Origin of the sequence: Allobosea sp. LjRoot237, assembly GCF_964253285.1 — a bacterium.
Lineage (GTDB): Bacteria > Pseudomonadota > Alphaproteobacteria > Rhizobiales > Beijerinckiaceae > Allobosea.
The window spans coordinates 990,872-1,009,270 of record NZ_CAXUQP020000001.1 but is presented as its reverse complement, the minus strand read 5'-3'; the positions used below and the strand labels follow the sequence as shown (position 1 = coordinate 1,009,270).

Genomic DNA, 18,399 nt, shown 5'->3' with positions numbered 1-18,399 from the left:
GTCAACCTGCGCTGGTGAGGTAGGCCCACATCCGCTCAAGGATGGCGCCGGACCAGGTCGCGCGCTGTGCGGCCTCGGCCTCGCCGAAGACCACCCCGGTCTCAGCGATGCCGGCCGCCCGCGCCTCGAACTCGACGCGCGCCGCATCTTCCAGATACCAGGTCAGCACGACGGCCTCTTCCAGACACCTGCCTGCGGTCACCGCGCCGTTGCCGCGCATGACGATGGCGCGGGACGCGCCCATCTGCTCGGCGAGCGCGGCAGCCTGCGCGTCATTGCGCAGCAATTGCGGATCGTCCCAGAGCGGCGGGCACGGCGCGAAATAGCTGCCGAAGCCATGCCGCGGCTGCGGCGTGATCCGGGCCGTGCCGAGCGTCATCACCCTCTGCGGCATCGAGCGCACGACGCCGCCGATCTCGGGCCGCCTGCGATAGATCTCGCGGTGGATGCGGACCTCGCCGAGCACGCCGTCCGGCAACGGCCCGTCGATCGGGACGACGCTGCAGGCATCCTCGTCCGCGACGAGCCCGAGCGGTTTTGCCGGCGAGACCAGGAAATGGGTCTCGTCGAGGCGCAGGGAGCAATGGCCATAGGCATGGACGAGGCCATGGCGCGCCAGAGCCCGCCCCGCCTGCCGGACCAGCTCTTCCTGGGCGGCGCTCGGCCGCGGCGATGTCGGGTTCACTTGTTGAATTCGGCGATGTTGGGCTTCGCGCCCCATTTGCAGAAGCCCTTCGGCTCGAACATGAACTGGCGCTCGCGCCAGAGCAGCTCGTCGGCGATCTCGCGCACGCCGCTGGAGTACTCGAAGACCATGCCGTCCGGCCCCTCGAAATAGAGAAACTTGGCCGAGGAGGTCGGGTGCCGGCCCGGGCCGAAGACCATGCGCACCTGGCGATCCTTCAGGAACTGGTGCGAGCGCATGATGTCATCGCCGGTCTCGACCTGATGGTTGATGTGCTGGATGCCGGGCTTGGGCGAGGGAAACAGTGCGATGGTGTGGTGGACCTCGTCGATGCGCAGCAGCGGCGCATCGCCGATCCGGTCGCTGACCTGGGCGTTCGTCACCTTGGTCCAGAACGCCTCGTCGCGGGCGAGATCGCTGGAGCAGATCCCGACATGACTGAAACCGGTGATGCCGGCATCGCGGGCGCCGTGATAGCGCCGCCCGCTATAGCCCGGCCGCCAGGCGAGCTCGATCGGATTGCCGGTCGGATCGCGGAAGGCGATGAAGTCGTGGACCTTGCGCAGTGCCGCCTCCGAGGCGGTGCCGCGCCGGACCGGATGGCCGAGCGCTTCGAGCTGCGCCGCGGCTTCGTCGAGGTGGAGTTGCTCCTCGACCTCGAAACACACGACCTGGTCGCCTGGATCGCCCTCGAAATAGCAGAGCGTGTGCTCGCGCTCGTCCGACTTGAAATAGACCGAGCCCTTGGCGCGCTCGGCGACGTCAAGGCCGAGATACTCGGTGGCGAAATGGGTCGCACCCTCTAGATCGCGGGTTCCGAGCCGGACATAGGAGACATCGGCAAGTTTGATCATGGTCGCTCCTTCCTGCCGGTTCAAAACCGGCGAAGACGCTTCAACGATATTCGGGAAGTTGGGTGTCACTGCCCCAGGCGCAGAAGGACTCGCGCTTGCGCGGGAACTGCCTGGCTCGGCGCGGCGCGGCGAGCCGCTCGCCCTCGGCGACATAAGAGAAGTTGACGCCGTCGGGACCAGCGACACTCAGGAACAATTGCTGCGAGGCCGTGCGCCGGCCGGGGCCGTCGACGATGCGGGCCTGGGCGCCGCGCAGATGGTAGGCGTTCTGCATGACGAGATCGACGTCCTCGACGCCGAACTCGACGGAGAGGATGCCCTTCTCCTGCGAGGGATGCACGGCGATGCGGTGATGCGCCTCGTCGAAGCGGATATAGGCGGCCTCGCCGACCCAGTCGCTGACCTTGCCGCCCAAAAGCTTGGTCCAGACCTGCTGGTCGGAGGCGTCGGGCGCACCGCGCAGCGCGATCGCCTCCAGCCCGGTGATGCCGGCGTCGCGCGGACCGTGGTAGCGCCAGCCGGATTCCAGCGGCCTGACGACGAGCTCGATATCGTAGCCGCCGGCCATCCGGAACGAGACGAATTGCCGGACCTTGCGGGCCGCGCAGGCCTCGGCATCGCCACGCGTGACAGCGAAACCTGCTCCCTGCAGCAGCTTTTCGGCATGGGCCAGCGCATCGGGATCGCGGACCTCGAAGCCGATCGCCTGGCCGGCATCGAGCCCGTCGACATAGACCAATGTGTGGTCGCGATAATCGGAGCGGAAATAGGCGGCGGTGTCGGTGCGGTCGACGAGCTGCAGGCCGAGGATGCGCCCGGCGAAATCGGCCGCTCCCTTCAGGTCGGCAGTGCCGAGCCGGACATAGCGCAATTGCTCGATGGTGATCGCGTCGCTCATAGCCCGAGATGCTCTTTCTGGAGGTCCTTGTCGGCCAGCAATGTCGCGGACGGCCCATCGAAGACGACGCGGCCATGGTCGAGGACCAGCGTCCGCTCGGCGAGCTTCAGCGCCATGGCGAGGTTCTGCTCGGCGATCAGCAAAGTGTAGCCCTCGCGGCGCAGGCGCCCGACCGTGCCGATGATGACCTCTTCGATGGCGCGAGGCGAGAGGCCTTCGCTCGGCTCATCGAGCACGATCAGGTCGGCCTGCGTCAGCAGCGCCCGCGCGATCGCGAGCAATTGCCGCTCGCCGCCGCTGAGCGCGCCGCTGGAGAAGGAGCGCCGTTCGGCGAGGCGCGGGAAATCCTCGTAGATGCGCTCCTTGACCCAGCGCCGGTTGGGCTGCTTGCGCGACCACAAGCCCGCCATCGTCAGGTTCTCGTCGACGGTGAGGTTGGCGTAGACGCCGCGGCCCTGCGGCACGAGCGCGACGCCGAGCCGGGCGATGCGGTGGCCCGGCCAGCCGGCGACCTCCCGGCCCTTGATCGCGATCCGGCCGGTGACCTGCGGCTCCAGCCCGAACAGGGCCGAGCAGAGCGTGCTCTTGCCGGCGCCGTTGCGGCCGAGCAGCGCCACCGCCTCGCCCTGCGCCAGCGAAAAATCGACGCCGTGCAGGACGCGCACGCCGTCATAGCCGGCATCGAGCCCGGCGACCTCGAGATAGGTGGCAGCGGCGGGTTGTTGCTGTGCCTGAGCGGATATCATGCGGCCTCCCCGAGCGAAGCGCCGAGATAGGCGGCCTGCGCGCCCTCATGCGCCTTGATCGCCTCCGGCGTATCGCAAGCGATCAGCCGGCCGAGATCGAGCACGGCAACGCGATCGCAGGCGCCGAAGACGATGTCGAGATCATGCGCGATCAGGATGGTAGAGAGATCTTCGCCGAGCGTGCGGACGACCTCGATCAGATGCTCGCCCTCGGCCCGCGACAGGCCGGCGGTCGGCTCGTCGAGCAACAGCACGCGCGGGCACATCGCCAGCGAGACCAGCACGTCGACGATGCGCTGCTCGCCATAGGAAAGGCCTGCGACCGGCAATTCGGCCCGATCGCGCAACTGGGCGCTCGTCAGCAACTCATCGGCGGCCTCGTCCGCTGCCGTGACCGCCTTGCGGCTGCCGAACCAGCCATAGCCTTCGCCGCTCCGTGAGCGCGCCGCCAAAGCAAGGTTCTCGCGCACACTGAGCTCGGGGAAGGCCATGCTCTTCTGGAAGGTGCGCACCAGCCCGGCGCGGACGCGCACGTCCGGCTTTGCCCTGGTGATGTCCTCACCGGCGAAGGCAACGCGGCCCTGATCAGGGATGAGGAAGCCGGTGACGATATTGAACAGGGTCGTCTTGCCGGCGCCGTTGGGGCCGATCAGACCCAGGCATTCGCCCTGACCGAGCGTGACCGAGACGTCGCTGAGCACCTTCAGTCCGCCGAACGATTTGGCGACGCCCTCGATCGCGAGAGCGGGAACGACAGTCGCGCTCATGACCTGCCCTCCCCGTCCTTCCGCTGTCCGAAAGCAGCCTTCAGCCCGGCGACGACGCCCTTCGGCATGATCATCACGGTCAGCACGAAGACGAGCCCGACGACCAGCTGCCAGCGATCGGTATAGGACGAGACATAAGTCTGGATGCCCAGATAGATCGCCGAGCCGATGAAGGCGCCATAGAGCGAGCCGACGCCGCCGATCACCAGCATGATGATCATCATCGCCGACATCGTCCAATGCACGGCGTTGGGGCCGACATACTGGTTGACGAACGGATAGAGGGCGCCCGCAGCGCCGGCGATGCCGCCGGAGGCGACCAGCGCCATCAGGCGTATGCGCGGGATCGAATAGCCGAGCGCGCTCATCCGGAGCTGGCGCTCGCGCGTGCCGAGCAAAGCGCGACCGATCGGTGCTTCGACGAAGGAGCGGGCGGTCAGGAGGGCGGCGAGCGCCAGCACGACCGAGGCGAGATAGAGCGCGACGCCGTTGTTGAGCGGGACCGTGGCGAAACCGGTGTGCAGAGTCAGCACCGGGAAGCCGCGCAAACCGTCGGCGCCGCCGGTGACCTCGCGCCAATGGAACACCACCTCCCAGACGATCTGCCCGACGATCAGGCTGAGAATGAGGAAGAACAGCGCGATGGTTCGCATCACCACGACGCCCATCAGGAGCGCCGCGGCCATGCCCGTTACGATACCCACGGCGAGCATCACGACGATGTCGGCGCCGAGCGCCTGCGAGGCGATCGCCGCGGCATAGGCGGCCCCGCCGAAGAAGACGGCGTGGCCGAGCGAGACCAGCCCGCCGAAGCCGACCAGGAGATCGAGGCTGAGCACGGCCGTGCCGATGATCAGGATCTCGGCCAGGAAGCGCAGCTGATAGTCCCCCGCGAACAGCAGGGGCATGGCGGCGGCGAGCGCGAGCAAGGCGAGCTTCGCGGCAACCGGCAGGCTGCGCCGCTCACTGGCGGGGCGCGCTTCCACCCGGCCGGTCCCGTCGGCGATCGAGCTCATACCTGCCTCACTTTCCTGGCGACCAGCCCCTCGGGCAGTGCCACCAGCAGCGCGGCCATGATGGCGAGGGCGACGACGTTCGAGAATTCCGGCACCCAGACCTTGGAGAAGGTCATGGCGAAGCCGAGCAAGAGCGCGCTCAGCACCGTGCCGCGGAAGGTGCCGAGGCCGCCGGCGACGACGACGATCAGCGCCAGGATCAGCACCTCCTCGTCGAGGCCGGGATAGGCCGAGAGGATGCCGGCGCCGAGCGCACCGGAAATGCCGCCGAGGCCCGCCGAGATCACCAGCACCGCGGTGAAGATCCGGCGGGTGTCGAGCCCGAGCGTCTCGACGAAGCCGCGATCGGTGACGCAGGCCCGCACCACCGCGCCCCAGATGGTGCGGTCGATCACGAACCAGAGCGCGAAGGCAAGCGCCGCGCCGAAGCCGATGATGAAGAGCCGGTAGATCGGGAACGGCATGTCCATGATGAAGACGACGCCGCGCAGCGCTTCCGGGATCTCCGGCGAGAGGATCTGCGCGCCAAAGCTCCAGCGCATCAGGTCGGCACAGATTACCGAGAGGCCGTAGGTCAGCAGCACCTGCATCAGATGGGTGCGCTGATAGAACTGTCGGAACGGGAAACGCTCCAGCAGGAAGCCGGCGAGGCCGGCCGCCACGAAGGCGAGCGGGAAGGCGAGCCACCAGGGCGCGCCCGAGGCCAGCCAGTAGACGCCGACATAGGCGCCGAGCAGGAAGAAGGAACCGTGGGTCAGGTTGACGAAGTTCATCAGGTTGAGCACCACCGACAGGCCGAGCCCGGTCAGCAGCAGCAACATCGAGAACGACAGCGCGTTCAGGCTCTGTACGGCATAGAAGCCCACGGAACCGCTCCCTATCGCGTCAGGCCACCCGGCCGGGATCGCGCACGCCCTTGTAGGTGTGGATCACCTGGTTGACCGGGACGCCGCCGGCGCCTTCCTTGATCTCGTTGACGTAGATGTCGAGGATCGCCTGGTTGTTGCGCGGGTCGAACGGCATCGGCCCGAACACCGTCTCGACCTCCTTGGCGAGCAGCGCCTCCTTGACCTTCTCCTTGTTGGAGAGATCACCCTGGACGCGCTCGACCGCGGCCTTGATCACCTGGCCGGTGACATACCCGGCCGTGCCCATCTCGCCGGGCATGACGTTGCGCGCCGCCTGATAAGCCTTGGTGAAGGCGGCCGAGCTCGGCGCCGTCGGCGACTGGTTGCAGGTGTTGAGCCCACCGAGCGCCGCTTCCTTGACTGCCGAGACCACGTCCTCCTGGTCGAACAGCGCGCCGCCGCCGATCAGCTTGACCTTGCCGGAGAGCCGGTATTCGCGCATCTGGCGCAGGAAGCGCACCGCATCCGAGCCGGCGAAGAAGGAATAGATGAACTCAGGGCGCTCGGCCGCGATCGTCGTCAACAGCGGCCCGAAATCGGTGGTGCCGAGCGGCGCCCAGAGCTGCTTGCCGACCTTGCCGCCCTGCTGCTGATAGGTGGCGACGAAATCGCCGATGTATTCGCGCCCGGCCGCGTAGTCGGCGCCGATCGTCATGCAGCCCGTCTTGCCGAGCTTCTCATAGGCCCAGAGACCGGCGGTGTGGCCGAGCATCCAGTTGGTCTTGGTCGGCCGGAAGACGAAGGGGCTCGCGGCCTTGCGGGCAAGATCATTGGCCGAGCCGGCCGAGATGAAGGTCAGCGCCTTGGCCTCGGTCACCACGTCGCGGACGGCGAGCGCCACCGCCGAGGAGATCACGCCGGAGACGATGTCGACATTGTCCTGCCCGAGCAGCTTGCGGAACTTGCGCACGCCCTCATCCGGCTTGGCCTGATCGTCCTCGACGATCAGCTCGACAGTACGGCCGGCGAGCTTGCCGCCATTCTCGGCCAGGAACATCTGCATGCCGGCGCGCATGCTCTCGCCGAGCGCCGTGAACGGTCCCGACAGCGAGGTCACCATGCCGATCTTCAGCGGCTTGTTGGCGCTCTGAGCCAGGGCGGGCGCACCGATCGCGCCGGTGAGGGCAGCGGCACCGGCAGAAGCGATGAAGTCGCGGCGGGAAAGTGGAAAGCGCTCGGTCATGGGACGTCCTCCAACGGGGCGGTCTTGGCGCCACCCGATCGCCCGGCATCCAACAAGATCGGTGCTGAGGTGTCAATCTTATTTCGATATTTTTTCTGAAAGTGAAACATGCTTTCCTGCAACGATTTCGATCATTTCCTTTGTTTTATGGAAATTCGAGGAAGCGTGTCGCCGATATTGCATTTCACTCAGGATTGTAATTTCGAAATTTGATGGTAGAGAGGGCTACCGACAACAGGAGCTGCGCGCTTCGGAATGTCCTCATCCGACAAGACCCTGGCCGACCGGACCTACCGCCAATTGCGCGGCGATATCGTCAATGGCCGCCTCGCGGCCGGCAGCAAGCTGAAGCTCGAAGGCCTGGCGCAGGACTATGCGGTCGGCATGTCGCCGCTGCGCGAGGCACTCGCCCGGCTGATGGGCGATCTGCTCGTGGTCTCGGAGGGACAGCGCGGCTTCTGGGTGGCGCCGCTCTCGCTCGACGAGCTCGACGATGTCTCGCGCGTCCGTGCTTTGATCGAGACCGAGGCGCTGAATGCCGCGATCCGCAACGGCGACGCGAGCTGGGAGCGCGAGGTCACGGCGGCGTTCGAGGCGCTGGCGGCCGTCGAAGAACATCTGCCTCACACCAGCGAGGCGCTGCCGCCGGAGCAGCTCGAGATCTGGGAGGCGCGCAACCGCGCCTTCCATGCCGCGCTCGTCTCGGCTGCCGGCTCGCCGATGCTGATCAAGCTGCGCGACCTGCTCTACCAGCAATCCGAGCGCTATCGCCGGGTCTCGCTCAACGTCTCGCGCGGCTGGCGCAACGTCCATGACGAGCACCGCGCCATCTACGATGCCACCATGCAGCGCAACGCACTGCGCGCCTGCCGGATGACCGAGCTGCATCTCGCCCGCACGGCGGAAGAGGTGCGCAAGGCGATGGCTGCGCTGGCCCGGGACGATGACCAGATTTTCGGAGGCAAGGCGTGAGCGGCTTCGATCTGACCGGCCAGACCATCCTGGTCACCGGCGCGGCCGGCGGCATCGGCGCGGTGACGGCGCGGGTTCTGGCCGGGCTGGGCGCAAAGCTGGTGCTGACCGACCGCATCTCCTGCGCTGCGACAATCACCGGGCTCGGCGAGCATGCCGACAAGGCCCGCAAGATCATCGTCGACCTGCTCGACGGTGATGCGCCGCGGCACCTGTGCGAGAAGGCAGGCGCAATCGACGCCGCTGTCCTCGGCGCCGGCATCTATCGCCCGGTCGATTGGGACGCCGATGGCTGGGAAGAGGTCGCCGAGACGACTTTGTCGCTCAACCTGATGGCGCCGATGCGGCTGGCGCGCGAGCTCGTGCCCGCCATGGCGGCGCGCGGAGGAGGGCGGGTCGTCCTCGTCGGCTCGATCGTCGCGGCGACCGGCGGCTCCTTTCCCGGCGTCGGCCCGCATTACGCGGCCTCGAAGGGCGGGCTGCATACGCTGGTACGCTGGCTCGCGGCCCGCTTCGGCGGCCAGAGGGTGCTGGTCAACGGCGTCGCGCCGGGGATCACCGACACGGCCATGGTCGGCGTCCACGATCTCTCGGCGGCGCTGGCGCGCCATCCGCTCGGCCGGGCTGCCCGTCCCGACGAGATCGCCTGGCCGATCGCCTTCCTCTGTTCACCGGCGGCGAGCTTCGTCTCGGGCGCCGTCCTCGACGTGAATGGCGGCGCCATGATGCGCCCGTGACGACATAACCAGATCGGGAGTGAGACGATGAACAGCGCTGTTCCGCGCTACCAGGGTGCTGCCGTGGGCGCCGAGACCGCCCGCCTGTCGCATTTCATCGACGGCCGCTTCGTGCCGGCCGGCCGCAGCAGCTTCGAGAACCGCCATCCGGCGACCGGCGAGGTGATCAACCTCGTGCCAGAGGCCGACTCGGCCGCGGTCGACGATGCGGTCAAGGCCGCCAGGCGCGCCCTCAAGGGGCCATGGGGCAAAATGAGCGAGCAGCAGCGCTCGGTCATCCTGCGCAAGGTCGCCGACGGGATCATGGCCCGCTTCGACGATTTCCTCGCCGCCGAGGTGCTCGACACCGGCAAGCCGAAGAGCCTCGCCTCGCATATCGACATTCCGCGCGGCGCCGCGAACTTCAACGTCTTCGCCGACCAGGTGCTGACGCTCTCGACCGAGACCTTCCGCATGGCGACGCCGGACGGTGCCGGCGCGCTGAACTACGCGATCCGGGGGCCGCGTGGCGTCATCGCCGTGGTCTGCCCATGGAACCTGCCGCTCTTGCTGATGACCTGGAAGGTCGCGCCGGCGCTCGCCTGCGGCAACACCGTCGTGGTCAAGCCATCCGAGGAGACGCCGACGACGGCGACCATGCTCGGCGAGATCATGAACGAGGCCGGCGTGCCGCCCGGCGTCTACAATGTCGTGCACGGCTTCGGCGAGGACAGCGCCGGCGAATACCTGACCAGCCACCCTGATGTCGACGGCATCACCTTCACCGGCGAGACACGCACGGGCGAGGCGATCATGCGGGCGGCGTCCAAGGGCGTTCGTCCGGTCTCGCTCGAGCTCGGCGGCAAGAACGCCTCGCTGGTCTTCGCCGATTGCGACATGGACAAGGCGATCGAGGGCGTGACCCGCGCGGTCTTCGCCAATTGCGGCCAGGTCTGCCTTGGCACCGAGCGCGTCTATGTCGAGCGGCCGATCTTCGATCAGTTCACGCAGCGGCTGAAGCAGGCGGCTGAGAAGCTGAAGCCCGGCAATCCCTTCGAGACCGCGACCACGCTTGGCCCGCTGATCAGCCAGGTCCATCGCGACAAGGTGCTGTCCTACTACGCCAAGGCGAAGGCGGAGGGTGCCGAGATCATCACCGGCGGCGGCATTCCCGAACTTCCCGCCCCCTTCTCCGCCGGCTCCTTCGTCGAGCCGACGATCTGGACGGGTCTTCCTGAGGATTCGGCCGTGATGCGCGAGGAGATCTTCGGGCCCTGCTGCAACATCGTGCCCTTCGACGAGGAAGACGCCGTCATCGCCCTTGCGAACGACAGCCCCTACGGCCTCGCCACCTCGATCTGGACGGAAAACCTGACGCGGGCCCATCGCGTCGCGGCACAGGTCGAGGTCGGCATCACCTGGGTGAACTCCTGGTTCCTGCGCGATCTGCGCACGCCTTTCGGCGGCTCGAAGCAGTCCGGCATCGGCCGCGAGGGCGGCGTGCACTCGATGGAGTTCTACACCGAGCTGCGCAACGTCTGCGTCAAGCTTTGAATGTCGGTTTGACCATACCCCAGAGCCCTCATCCTGAGGAGGCCGCGTCAGCGGCCGTCTCGAAGGATGCTCCAGATGATTCCGGAGCCTCCTGGAGCATCCTTCGAGACGCAGCCTTCAGCTGCTCCTCAGGATGAGGGCTGGGGGAAGTCTTAAACATCCTGTCCCTATGGCGGCGTCAGCCGCGAACAAGCTCCAAGGAACACAAACCATGCTGACCGAAGCCCAGCGCGCGCAGGTGGTGCGCTCTTTGCTCGAGAGCCACCGCACCAAGAAGCAGGGCGAGCGCCCCTCGCAGATGTTCCCGGAGATCGAGATCGCGGATTCCTATGCGATCTCCTCGGCGGTGGCGCAGGAGCGGGTCAAGGCCGGCGCCCGCATCATCGGCCACAAGATCGGCCTGACCTCGAAGGCGATGCAGGCCTCCTCGAAGATCGACGAGCCCGATTACGGCTATCTCTTCGACGACCTCATCCTGAACGACGGCGCCAAGGTGAAGTTCGAGAATTTCTGCGTGCCCCGGGTCGAGCCGGAGCTGACCTTCATCCTGAAGGAGCCGCTGAAGGGACCGGGCGTCGGACTGATCGATGTGCTCAGGGCGACCGAATACATCGTCCCTTCGATCGAGATCATCGACGCGCGCGTGACCGAGCCGCGCAAGATCTTCGACACGGTGGCCGATAACGGCGCGGCCGCCGGCATCGTGCTCGGTGGCCGACCGGTCCGGCCTGAGGATGTCGATCTGCGCTGGGTCGGCGCGATCTTCTATCGCAATTCGGAGATCGAGGAGACCGGCCTCGCCGCCGGCGTGCTCGGTCATCCCGCGATGGCGATCGCCTGGCTCGCCAACAAGCTCGCGCCGTTCGACATCACCTTGCAGCCGGGCGACCTCATGCTGTCGGGCTCCTTCACACGGCCCGTCTGGGCGGCTAAGGGCGATACGCTGCACGCCGATTTCGGGCCGCTCGGTAGCGTCTCCGTGCAGTTCGTCTGAGAGGGAACGCCGTGGACCTGCCCCGCAACGCCTTCAAGGCCGCCCTCGCCCGCGGCGAGCTCCAGATCGGGCTGTGGAGCAGCCTGTGCAGCCCGATCGTCGCCGAGATCATCGGCCATAGCGGCTTCGACTGGATCCTGGTCGACACCGAGCATTCGCCGAACGAGCCGCCGGCCGTGCTCGCCCAGCTCCAGGCCATGCAGGCCGGCACCGCGACCCCGATCGTGCGACCGGCCTGGAACGATCCGGTGCTGCTGAAGCGCCTGCTCGACATCGGCACACAGGCGGTGCTCGTGCCCTTCGTCCAGAATGCCGAGGAGGCAGCCAAGGCCGTCGCCGCCTGCCGCTATCCGCCGGCCGGCATCCGCGGCATCACCGTGAGCGGGCGCGGCAGTCGCTATGGCCGCGTGCCGGATTATCTCAAGCGCGCCGATGCCGAGATCTGCGTCCTCGTGCAGGTCGAGACCGGCGAGGCCCTGAGCCAGCTGGAGGCGATCGCCTCGGTCGACGGCGTCGATGGCGTCTTCATCGGCCCGGCCGACCTCTCGGCCTCGCTCGGCCATATCGGCAATCCCGGCCATGCCGAGGTGCAGGCCGCGATCAAGGATGCGGCCACCCGCCTGACCGCCCTCGGCAAGCCGGCCGGCATCCTGACGCCGTCAGAGGCCGATGCCCGCCGCTATATCGAATGGGGCTATCGCTTCGTCGCCGTCGGTTCGGATCTTGGCCTGCTGACGAAACACGCCGACGCGCTGGCAAAAGCGTTCACCCGCTAGAAACGGATTCACCGGCCAGCTTGCGGCGCAAGCTGGCCGGAATGGAGCCTAGCCCGGCTTGATGCCGGCCTCTTCGACCACGCGGTTGGCGCGCTGGGTCTCGGCCTCGATGAACTTCGCGAAGCTCGCAGCGTCCTCGGTCACGGCTTCGGCGCCAAGTGCGGTCAGCTTCTCGACGATCTCGCGATCCTTCGAGGCCGCCTGCACCGTCGCATTGACGCGCTGCACCGTCTCGGCCGGCAGGCCCTTCGGTCCCCACAGGCCGTACCAGAGCGTGAAATCGATATCCGCCAGGCCGAGCTCGCCGGCGGTCGGCACGTTCGGCAGCAGCTTGCTGCGCTGCGCACCCATGATCGCGAAGGCGCGGACTTTCCCGTCGGCGATGAACGACAGGGCCGAGCCGAGCGGCGCGACCATCAGCGGCACTTGGGCAGCGACAACATCGGTGATCGCCGGAGCCGTGCCGCGATAATTGACCAGTTCGGCGCTCGTGCCGGTGCGGCGCTTGAAGCTCTCGGTGGCGAGGTGGCCCATGCTGCCCAGCGCTGAATTGGCGAAGGTGTACTCGGTCGGTTTAGCCTTCATATCGGCGATCAGCGCCGGCATGGTCGCGGGAGTCTTGGTCGAGCCGATCAGCACCATCGGCGAGGTCGCAAAACGCGAGATCGGCGTGAAATCGCTCAGCGGATCGTAGGATACGCTGCGCATCACGTGCTTCGCCATGATGTGGATGTCGGCATTGGTCAGATAGGTCGTGCCGTCGGGCGCGGACCTCGCGACATCGGCCGCGCCGAGCGTATTGCTGGCGCCGGCCTTGTTCTCGACCACCCAGGATTCGTCGAGTGCGGGAGCGATGCGCTGGGCGTAGAGCCGCCCGATCACGTCGATGGCGCCGCCCGCAGCGGCGGGCACGATGAGCCTTACGATCTTGCGTTGAGCCAGGGCGGCACGGGGCGCGAGCGCGCCGGCGGCGAGCCCGGCCAGGGCGGCACGTCTTGTGATGATCACCAGGGTTTCCTCCAGATATGGCCGCCTTGCCGGCGGTTCTCGAGTCACGTCGAAAGGGCCGTCTGCGATCCGGATCTCGTCGCGGAGCGGGCCCACCAACGACTGGCGCTAGCGGCTCCCGCAGGTCACTCCGCGAGATAAGAACGCATACTCATTATCAGTATGCATTGCATCTTGAGCCTGTCAAATCCCGCTACTGGGAGACGCCGGTCTCAACCAGTACGCCGGCCAGAGCGCTGCCGCCCTGGCTCCGATCTCAATGATGGGATGGTCAGGCCGCGTCGGAGGAGCGGACCGCAGCCAACCGCAGCGGCACGCGCGAGGCGTCGTTGTTGAGTTCGACCAACTGCGCCAGCATGCGCATGAAGACCTCCCGATCTTCGAGCACGAGCGGAGCGAGGATGCGCTCCTGGGCCCGCTGCGCCAGCGGCTCGGCCTCCTGCAGGACGCGCTCGCCCTTGGGCGAGAGATGCAGCACCTTGATGCGCTTGTCGTCCTTGCTGCCCGAGCGCAGGATCAGTTCCTTCGCCTCCATCCGCTCCAGGACATTGCCGAGCGTCGACCGGTCGAAGGCGACGAGGGCCGACAGGCGCGTCGCGTCGATGCCGGGATTCTCGCGCACCGTGACCAGCGCCGCATACTGAACCGGCGTGAGATCGACCGGTGCGCATTCCTCGAGGAAGATCGAGACGGCGATCTGCTGCGCACGCCGAATGAGATGGCCGGGCATATGATAGATATCGTCCATCGGAATCGTCGCTTTGCTTTGGTGAAACGGCAGCAGGTCTCGCCGCCGAATGTCAGAACCGCAGATTGTTGGTCAGCCGGCCGAGGCGAACATTGCCCGGCCAGATCAGCGAACTTCCGCTATAGATCGTATGCTTTCATTCCGTAAGCGGTCAAACTGAACCCAGCGCCGCAAGCCGAAGCGACGGCGTATCTCGCCCATCCAACCGAGCCCTCAGCCCTGCCCTGCAGAGCGCTATGACACCCGACCCTCCCGGCGCGGTTGACAGCCAAAAATCTGCGCGTATCCTGTTAATCAGTATACGGACGATCTATCAGAGATCGAGCAGATGGGAGGACGGCCTGGCGATTTCCGCTTCGGGAATTCGCGCTGCCGCAACGCCTTCGTTCCCTCCTCGATCCCTTCTGATTGTCTGCGCCGGCACGGCGGATCGACCGCTGCACCGGCACTGGCTGGCCTGTAGAACGCTTCGATCAAGGCGATTTCGGAGAGACCGACCTATGTGCACCTCGGACCATGGCAATCACCCCATCGCCGTCGACGTGGCCGATACGGCCGCAGCTTCGGCCGCGCCGTCACTGGAGATCGTCGCAGATCTCGTCGCCGCCAATCACATCCTGTTCGATCAGGGCGTCGTCGATGCGTTCGGCCATATCAGCGTGCGCCATGACGGCCGGCCCGATCGCTTCCTGCTCGCCCGCAACATGGCGCCGAGCCGGGTCGAGGCCGAGGACATCGTCGAGTTCACGCTCGACGGCGAGGCGGTGAACGCCAACGGCCGCAAGGTCTATCTCGAACGCTTCATCCACGCCGAGATCTTCCGCAAGCGCCCCGACGTGATGGCTGTCGTCCACAGCCACTCGCATTCCATCGTGCCCCTCAGCGTCGTCAAGGGCACGCGGCTCAGGGCGATGTTCCATATGGCCGGCTTCGTCGGCCAGGGCGCGCCGGTCTTCGAGATCCGCGAGGCCGGAGGCGACGCGACCGATCTCCTGATCAGCAACAATCATCTCGGCCGCGCCCTCGCCGAGCATTTCGACGGGCATGACATCGTCCTGATGCGCGGCCATGGCTCGACCGTGGTCGGCGGCTCGATCAAGCAGGCGGTTTACCGCGCCGTCTATGCCGAGCTCAACGCGCGCTATCAGCTCCAGGCGATGCAGCTCGGCGAGGTCACCTATCTCACCGAGGGCGAAAGCCGCGCCTGCGTCGCGAGCATCGAGGCGCAGGTCCATCGCCCCTGGGAGATGTGGCTCGAGCAGGCCCGCGCCCGCCGGCGCTGACGGCGTTCGGCCAACGCAAACGCCTCGATCATTCCGCCTCGTTGAAGGGGGCCTTCATGCAGTTTCATCTCAACGGCTTTCGGACCGGTGATCCCGCCGTCTCCGAGCCCACCACCGATCTCGCTGCTTCCTCGACCGGCGCCTCCCTGCCGCGGGAGGTCGACGTCCTCATCGTCGGTTGTGGCCCGGCCGGCTTGACACTCGCTGCGCAACTCTCGGCCTTCCCCGAGATCACGACACGGATCGTCGAGCAGAAACCCGGACCGCTGGAACTGGGCCAGGCTGATGGTATCGCCTGTCGGACGATCGAGATGTTCGATGCCTTCGGCTTCTCCGAGCGCGTGCTCAAGGAGAGCTACTGGGTCAACGAGACGGTGTTCTGGAAACCCGACGCAACCCGGCCGGAGGCGATCATCCGCAGCGGTCGCATCCAGGATGTCGAGGATGGGCTCTCGGAATTCCCGCATGTGATCCTGAACCAGGCGCGGGTGCACGACTTCTTCCTCGATGTCATGCGCCGCTCGCCGAGCCGGCTGGAGCCGGATTATTCCCGGCGCCTGCTCGATCTGCAGATCGATACGGCGCGCGCAGCCGACGGCAGCGCCCCGTCGCACCCGGTGACCGTGCAGCTGGAGCGCCTCGATCCCGCGCATGAGGGAGAGATCGAGACCGTCAGGGCCCGCTACGTCGTCGGCTGCGACGGCGCGCGCAGCGCCGTGCGCAAGTCAATCGGCCGCACCCTGCAGGGCGATTCCGCCAACCAGGCCTGGGGCGTCATGGACGTGCTGGCCGTCACTGATTTTCCGGACGTCCGGCTGAAGGCGCTGATCCAGTCCGCCGGCGAGGGCACGATCCTCATCATCCCCCGCGAGGGCGGCTATCTGATCCGAATCTATGTCGAGCTCGACAAGCTCAGCGAGAACGAGCGGGTCGCAAGCCGCAACATCGGCGTGGAGCACCTCATCGCCGCGGCGCAGCGCATCCTGCGTCCCTACACATTCGAGGTGCGCGAGGTCGCCTGGTGGTCGGTCTACGAGATCGGCCAGCGCCTCTGCGACAAGTTCGACGACGTGCCGGCCGACGAGGTCGAGCAGCGCCTGCCAGCCGTCTTCATCGCCGGCGATGCCTGCCATACCCACAGCCCGAAAGCCGGCCAGGGCATGAACGTCTCGATGCAGGACAGCTTCAACCTGGGCTGGAAGCTTGCCGCGGTCCTGCGCGGGCAATGCCCGCCGGAGCTGCTGCACAGCTACTCGGCCGAGCGCCAGGCGATCGCCAAGGAGCTGATCGATTTCGATCGCGAATGGGCGAAGATGCTGAGCGCGCCCCTGAAGACCTCGGAAACCGGAAACGGCGTCGATCCCAAGGAGGTCGAGGCCTATTTCGTCAGGCATGGCCGCTACACCGCGGGAACCGCGACCCGCTACACGCCCTCTATCCTGACCGGCGAGCCAACCCATGCCGCACTGGCGACGGGGTTGCCGATCGGCGCACGCCTCCATTCCGCGCCGGTGATCCGCCTTGGCGACGCCAAGCCCGTCGAGCTCGGTCATGTCGCGCAGGCCGATGGCCGCTGGCGCCTCTACGCCCTCGCGGACAGGATCGATCCCTCCTCAACGACGTCGCGGCTGCGGGCGCTTTGCGATTTCCTGGCGGATGCGCCCTCGTCGCCGCTGCGCCAGCACACGCGGCCGGGCGACGACATCGATGCGGTCATCGACTTTCGCGCGATCCTCCAGCAGGCCCATCGCGACGTCGCCGTGGAGACGCTGCCGAGCCTGCTCCTGCCACGCAAGGGCCGCCTCGGGCTGATCGACTACGAGAAGGTGTTCTGCCCCGACCTCCGTAGCGGTCAGGACATCTTCGATGCACGCGGCATCGATCGCGAGCGCGGTTGCCTGGTGGTCGTGCGGCCCGATCAGTACGTCGCCAATGTGCTGCCGCTGGATGACCACGCCGCCCTGGCCGCCTTCTTCGCCGCTTTCATGGGCCCCCAGGCTTCCCAGTGAACGTTTCTTAAAGAGAACGATATCTGGAAATCACCTTTGGATCCTGCCATTCAGCCGGAAAGGCGGGGGCTCGTCGGCCCCAGAAGATAGATTTTTCTCATCTGTCGCGCTCAAAGCAATAAACGTCCCTCACCGTCCGTTCTTTAAAAAGAACATTCTCGTTGACGCCTGCGTTGTCGAGCCGCAAGTTTCGGCATGGTCGGCGCGGCCTGAAGCACGGGCCGCTGCAGCGTTTTCAGGAGTTCGAGATGGCGATTTGGAACAATCTCTTGTCGCGCCGACAGGCGGCCGCATTGATGGTCGGCACGGCGCTGTCGTTCGGCCTCGCCAGCGCGGCTTCCGCCGCGGAGGGCCAGCTGCGCATCGCCAAGCAGTTCGGCGTCGTCTACCTGCTGCTCGATGTCGCCGCCGAGCAGAAGCTGATCGAGAAGCACGGCAAGGCGGCCGGCGTCGACATCAAGGTCGAGTTCCTGCAGCTCTCCGGCGGCGCGGCGGTGAACGACGCCTTGCTCTCGAACTCCATCGAGATCGCCGGTGCCGGCGTCGGCCCGCTGTTCACGCTGTGGGATCGCACCAAGGGCAAGCAGAACGTCAAGGGCGTCGCCTCGCTCGGCAACTTCCCCTACTACCTCGTTACCAACAATCCGAATGTGAAGGCGATCGCCGACTTCACCGACAAGGACAGGATCGCCCTGCCTGCGGTCGGCGTCTCCGTGCAGTCGCGCATCCTGCAATGGGCCTCGGCCAAGCTCTGGGGCGACAAGGAGTTCGACCGGCTCGACAAGATCAGTGTCGCCCTGCCCCATCCAGAAGCCGCTGCCGCGATCATCAAGGGCGGCACCGAGATCACTGGCCATTTCGGCAACCCGCCCTTCCAGGAGCAGGAGCTGGCCGAGAACCCGAAAGCCCGCATCGTATTGAACTCCTACGAGGTCCAGGGCGGGCCGGCTTCCTCGACTGTGCTCTACGGCACCGAGAAATTCTACAAGGACGCGCCGAAGACCTACCGCGCCTTCCTCGACGCACTCGACGAAGCCGCGAAGTTCATCGCCGCCAATCCCGATGAGGCCGCCGACATCTATCTCAAGGCCAATGGCGGCAAAGGCGACCGCAAGCTCCTGCTCCAGGTCATCAAGAACCCGGAGGTGACCTTCAAGGTCGAGCCGCAGAACACGCTCGGCCTCGGCCAATTCCTCCATCGTGTCGGCGCGATCAAGAACGAGCCCAAGGCACTGTCGGACTATTTCTTCACCGACCCGCGCATCGCCGCGGGCAGCTGAGC

Annotated in this window: 18 protein-coding genes; 8 read left to right on the top strand and 10 right to left on the bottom strand. The window is 66.6% G+C overall.

The genetic code is table 11. From position 1 onward, the window contains the following. Nucleotide 1 precedes the first annotated feature (1 nt). Genes ACSQ24_RS04795 through ACSQ24_RS04760 form a run of 8 tightly spaced genes read right to left on the bottom strand, consistent with a single transcriptional unit; the run spans nt 2 to nt 7,057 of the window. Nucleotides 2–685 carry a class II aldolase/adducin family protein gene (locus ACSQ24_RS04795; protein WP_436093585.1) on the bottom strand — a complete coding sequence of 228 codons (684 nt, stop codon included), beginning with the start codon at nt 683–685 and terminating at the stop codon, nt 2–4. Next, nucleotides 682–1,539, bottom strand: a complete 858-nt coding sequence (locus ACSQ24_RS04790) for a VOC family protein (protein ID WP_436093584.1) — start codon at nt 1,537–1,539, stop codon at nt 682–684. The genes ACSQ24_RS04795 and ACSQ24_RS04790 overlap by 4 nt, the downstream gene beginning before the upstream one ends. A gap of 40 nt (nt 1,540–1,579) precedes the next feature. Further along, entirely contained in the window at nt 1,580–2,437 is an 858-nt protein-coding gene (locus tag ACSQ24_RS04785) for a VOC family protein (protein WP_436093583.1), read from the bottom strand. Further along, nucleotides 2,434–3,183: an ABC transporter ATP-binding protein gene (locus ACSQ24_RS04780; protein ID WP_436093582.1), complete on the bottom strand. Its 750-nt coding sequence runs from the start codon at nt 3,181–3,183 to the stop codon at nt 2,434–2,436. The genes ACSQ24_RS04785 and ACSQ24_RS04780 overlap by 4 nt, the downstream gene beginning before the upstream one ends. After that, the gene (locus ACSQ24_RS04775; RefSeq protein WP_436093581.1) at nt 3,180–3,950 is read right to left on the bottom strand and encodes an ABC transporter ATP-binding protein; all 771 of its coding nucleotides are present in this window, start codon (nt 3,948–3,950) and stop codon (nt 3,180–3,182) included. The genes ACSQ24_RS04780 and ACSQ24_RS04775 overlap by 4 nt, the downstream gene beginning before the upstream one ends. Beyond that, entirely contained in the window at nt 3,947–4,966 is a 1,020-nt protein-coding gene (locus ACSQ24_RS04770; RefSeq protein ID WP_436093580.1) for a branched-chain amino acid ABC transporter permease, read from the bottom strand. The genes ACSQ24_RS04775 and ACSQ24_RS04770 overlap by 4 nt, the downstream gene beginning before the upstream one ends. Then, a complete protein-coding gene (locus tag ACSQ24_RS04765) occupies nt 4,963–5,832 on the bottom strand; it encodes a branched-chain amino acid ABC transporter permease (RefSeq protein WP_436093579.1) in 870 nt (289 codons plus the stop codon). Before ACSQ24_RS04765 ends, ACSQ24_RS04770 begins: the two co-directional genes overlap by 4 nt. A gap of 19 nt (nt 5,833–5,851) precedes the next feature. Then, nucleotides 5,852–7,057, bottom strand: coding sequence for an ABC transporter substrate-binding protein (locus ACSQ24_RS04760; RefSeq protein WP_436093578.1), 1,206 nt, complete (start codon nt 7,055–7,057; stop codon nt 5,852–5,854). Between the two features lie 255 nt (nt 7,058–7,312). Between ACSQ24_RS04760 and ACSQ24_RS04755 the strand changes: the two genes are divergently transcribed. The 5 genes from ACSQ24_RS04755 (at nt 7,313) to ACSQ24_RS04735 (ending at nt 12,069) form a co-directional block, all read left to right on the top strand. After that, nucleotides 7,313–8,029 carry a GntR family transcriptional regulator gene (locus ACSQ24_RS04755; RefSeq protein WP_436093577.1) on the top strand — a complete coding sequence of 239 codons (717 nt, stop codon included), beginning with the start codon at nt 7,313–7,315 and terminating at the stop codon, nt 8,027–8,029. Further along, nucleotides 8,026–8,766 (top strand): SDR family NAD(P)-dependent oxidoreductase, encoded by a 741-nt coding sequence (locus ACSQ24_RS04750; RefSeq protein WP_436093576.1) that lies wholly within the window; start codon nt 8,026–8,028, stop codon nt 8,764–8,766. Before ACSQ24_RS04755 ends, ACSQ24_RS04750 begins: the two co-directional genes overlap by 4 nt. A 27-nt stretch (nt 8,767–8,793) precedes the next feature. Beyond that, nucleotides 8,794–10,299, top strand: a complete 1,506-nt coding sequence (locus ACSQ24_RS04745; protein ID WP_436093575.1) for a 2-hydroxymuconic semialdehyde dehydrogenase — start codon at nt 8,794–8,796, stop codon at nt 10,297–10,299. 211 nt (nt 10,300–10,510) lie between these two features. Then, nucleotides 10,511–11,293 (top strand): 2-oxo-hept-4-ene-1,7-dioate hydratase, encoded by a 783-nt coding sequence (hpaH, locus tag ACSQ24_RS04740; protein ID WP_436093574.1) that lies wholly within the window; start codon nt 10,511–10,513, stop codon nt 11,291–11,293. A gap of 11 nt (nt 11,294–11,304) precedes the next feature. After that, the gene (locus ACSQ24_RS04735) at nt 11,305–12,069 is read left to right on the top strand and encodes an HpcH/HpaI aldolase family protein (protein WP_436093573.1); all 765 of its coding nucleotides are present in this window, start codon (nt 11,305–11,307) and stop codon (nt 12,067–12,069) included. Nucleotides 12,070–12,117: 48 nt separating this feature from the next. On the opposite strand, the gene ACSQ24_RS04730 is transcribed toward ACSQ24_RS04735, so the two are convergent. Together ACSQ24_RS04730 and ACSQ24_RS04725 are read right to left on the bottom strand one after the other, a co-directional pair. After that, on the bottom strand, nt 12,118–13,077 hold the full coding sequence (locus ACSQ24_RS04730; protein ID WP_436093572.1) for a Bug family tripartite tricarboxylate transporter substrate binding protein: 960 nt from the start codon (nt 13,075–13,077) through the stop codon (nt 12,118–12,120). 271 nt (nt 13,078–13,348) lie between these two features. Then, the gene (locus tag ACSQ24_RS04725; protein ID WP_436093571.1) at nt 13,349–13,825 is read right to left on the bottom strand and encodes a MarR family winged helix-turn-helix transcriptional regulator; all 477 of its coding nucleotides are present in this window, start codon (nt 13,823–13,825) and stop codon (nt 13,349–13,351) included. A gap of 500 nt (nt 13,826–14,325) precedes the next feature. Here ACSQ24_RS04725 and ACSQ24_RS04720 point away from each other — a divergent pair, with 500 nt between their 5' ends. The 3 genes from ACSQ24_RS04720 (at nt 14,326) to ACSQ24_RS04710 (ending at nt 18,397) form a co-directional block, all read left to right on the top strand. Next, nucleotides 14,326–15,108, top strand: a complete 783-nt coding sequence (locus ACSQ24_RS04720; protein ID WP_436093570.1) for a class II aldolase/adducin family protein — start codon at nt 14,326–14,328, stop codon at nt 15,106–15,108. Nucleotides 15,109–15,164: 56 nt separating this feature from the next. Then, nucleotides 15,165–17,117, top strand: coding sequence for an FAD-binding monooxygenase (locus tag ACSQ24_RS04715; RefSeq protein ID WP_436093569.1), 1,953 nt, complete (start codon nt 15,165–15,167; stop codon nt 17,115–17,117). A gap of 248 nt (nt 17,118–17,365) precedes the next feature. Beyond that, nucleotides 17,366–18,397, top strand: a complete 1,032-nt coding sequence (locus tag ACSQ24_RS04710; protein WP_436093568.1) for an ABC transporter substrate-binding protein — start codon at nt 17,366–17,368, stop codon at nt 18,395–18,397. Nucleotides 18,398–18,399: the final 2 nt, after the last annotated feature.

Coding starts and splice junctions, on each gene's coding strand:
- ACSQ24_RS04790 (WP_436093584.1), bottom strand. CDS start 1,539: ATGATCAAACTTGCCGATGTCTCCTATGTCCGGCTCGGAACCCGCGAT.
- ACSQ24_RS04785 (WP_436093583.1), bottom strand. CDS start 2,437: ATGAGCGACGCGATCACCATCGAGCAATTGCGCTATGTCCGGCTCGGC.
- ACSQ24_RS04780 (WP_436093582.1), bottom strand. CDS start 3,183: ATGATATCCGCTCAGGCACAGCAACAACCCGCCGCTGCCACCTATCTC.
- ACSQ24_RS04775 (WP_436093581.1), bottom strand. CDS start 3,950: ATGAGCGCGACTGTCGTTCCCGCTCTCGCGATCGAGGGCGTCGCCAAA.
- ACSQ24_RS04770 (WP_436093580.1), bottom strand. CDS start 4,966: ATGAGCTCGATCGCCGACGGGACCGGCCGGGTGGAAGCGCGCCCCGCC.
- ACSQ24_RS04760 (WP_436093578.1), bottom strand. CDS start 7,057: ATGACCGAGCGCTTTCCACTTTCCCGCCGCGACTTCATCGCTTCTGCC.
- ACSQ24_RS04755 (WP_436093577.1), top strand. CDS start 7,313: ATGTCCTCATCCGACAAGACCCTGGCCGACCGGACCTACCGCCAATTG.
- ACSQ24_RS04745 (WP_436093575.1), top strand. CDS start 8,794: ATGAACAGCGCTGTTCCGCGCTACCAGGGTGCTGCCGTGGGCGCCGAG.
- hpaH (WP_436093574.1), top strand. CDS start 10,511: ATGCTGACCGAAGCCCAGCGCGCGCAGGTGGTGCGCTCTTTGCTCGAG.
- ACSQ24_RS04725 (WP_436093571.1), bottom strand. CDS start 13,825: ATGGACGATATCTATCATATGCCCGGCCATCTCATTCGGCGTGCGCAG.
- ACSQ24_RS04720 (WP_436093570.1), top strand. CDS start 14,326: ATGTGCACCTCGGACCATGGCAATCACCCCATCGCCGTCGACGTGGCC.
- ACSQ24_RS04715 (WP_436093569.1), top strand. CDS start 15,165: ATGCAGTTTCATCTCAACGGCTTTCGGACCGGTGATCCCGCCGTCTCC.
- ACSQ24_RS04710 (WP_436093568.1), top strand. CDS start 17,366: ATGGCGATTTGGAACAATCTCTTGTCGCGCCGACAGGCGGCCGCATTG.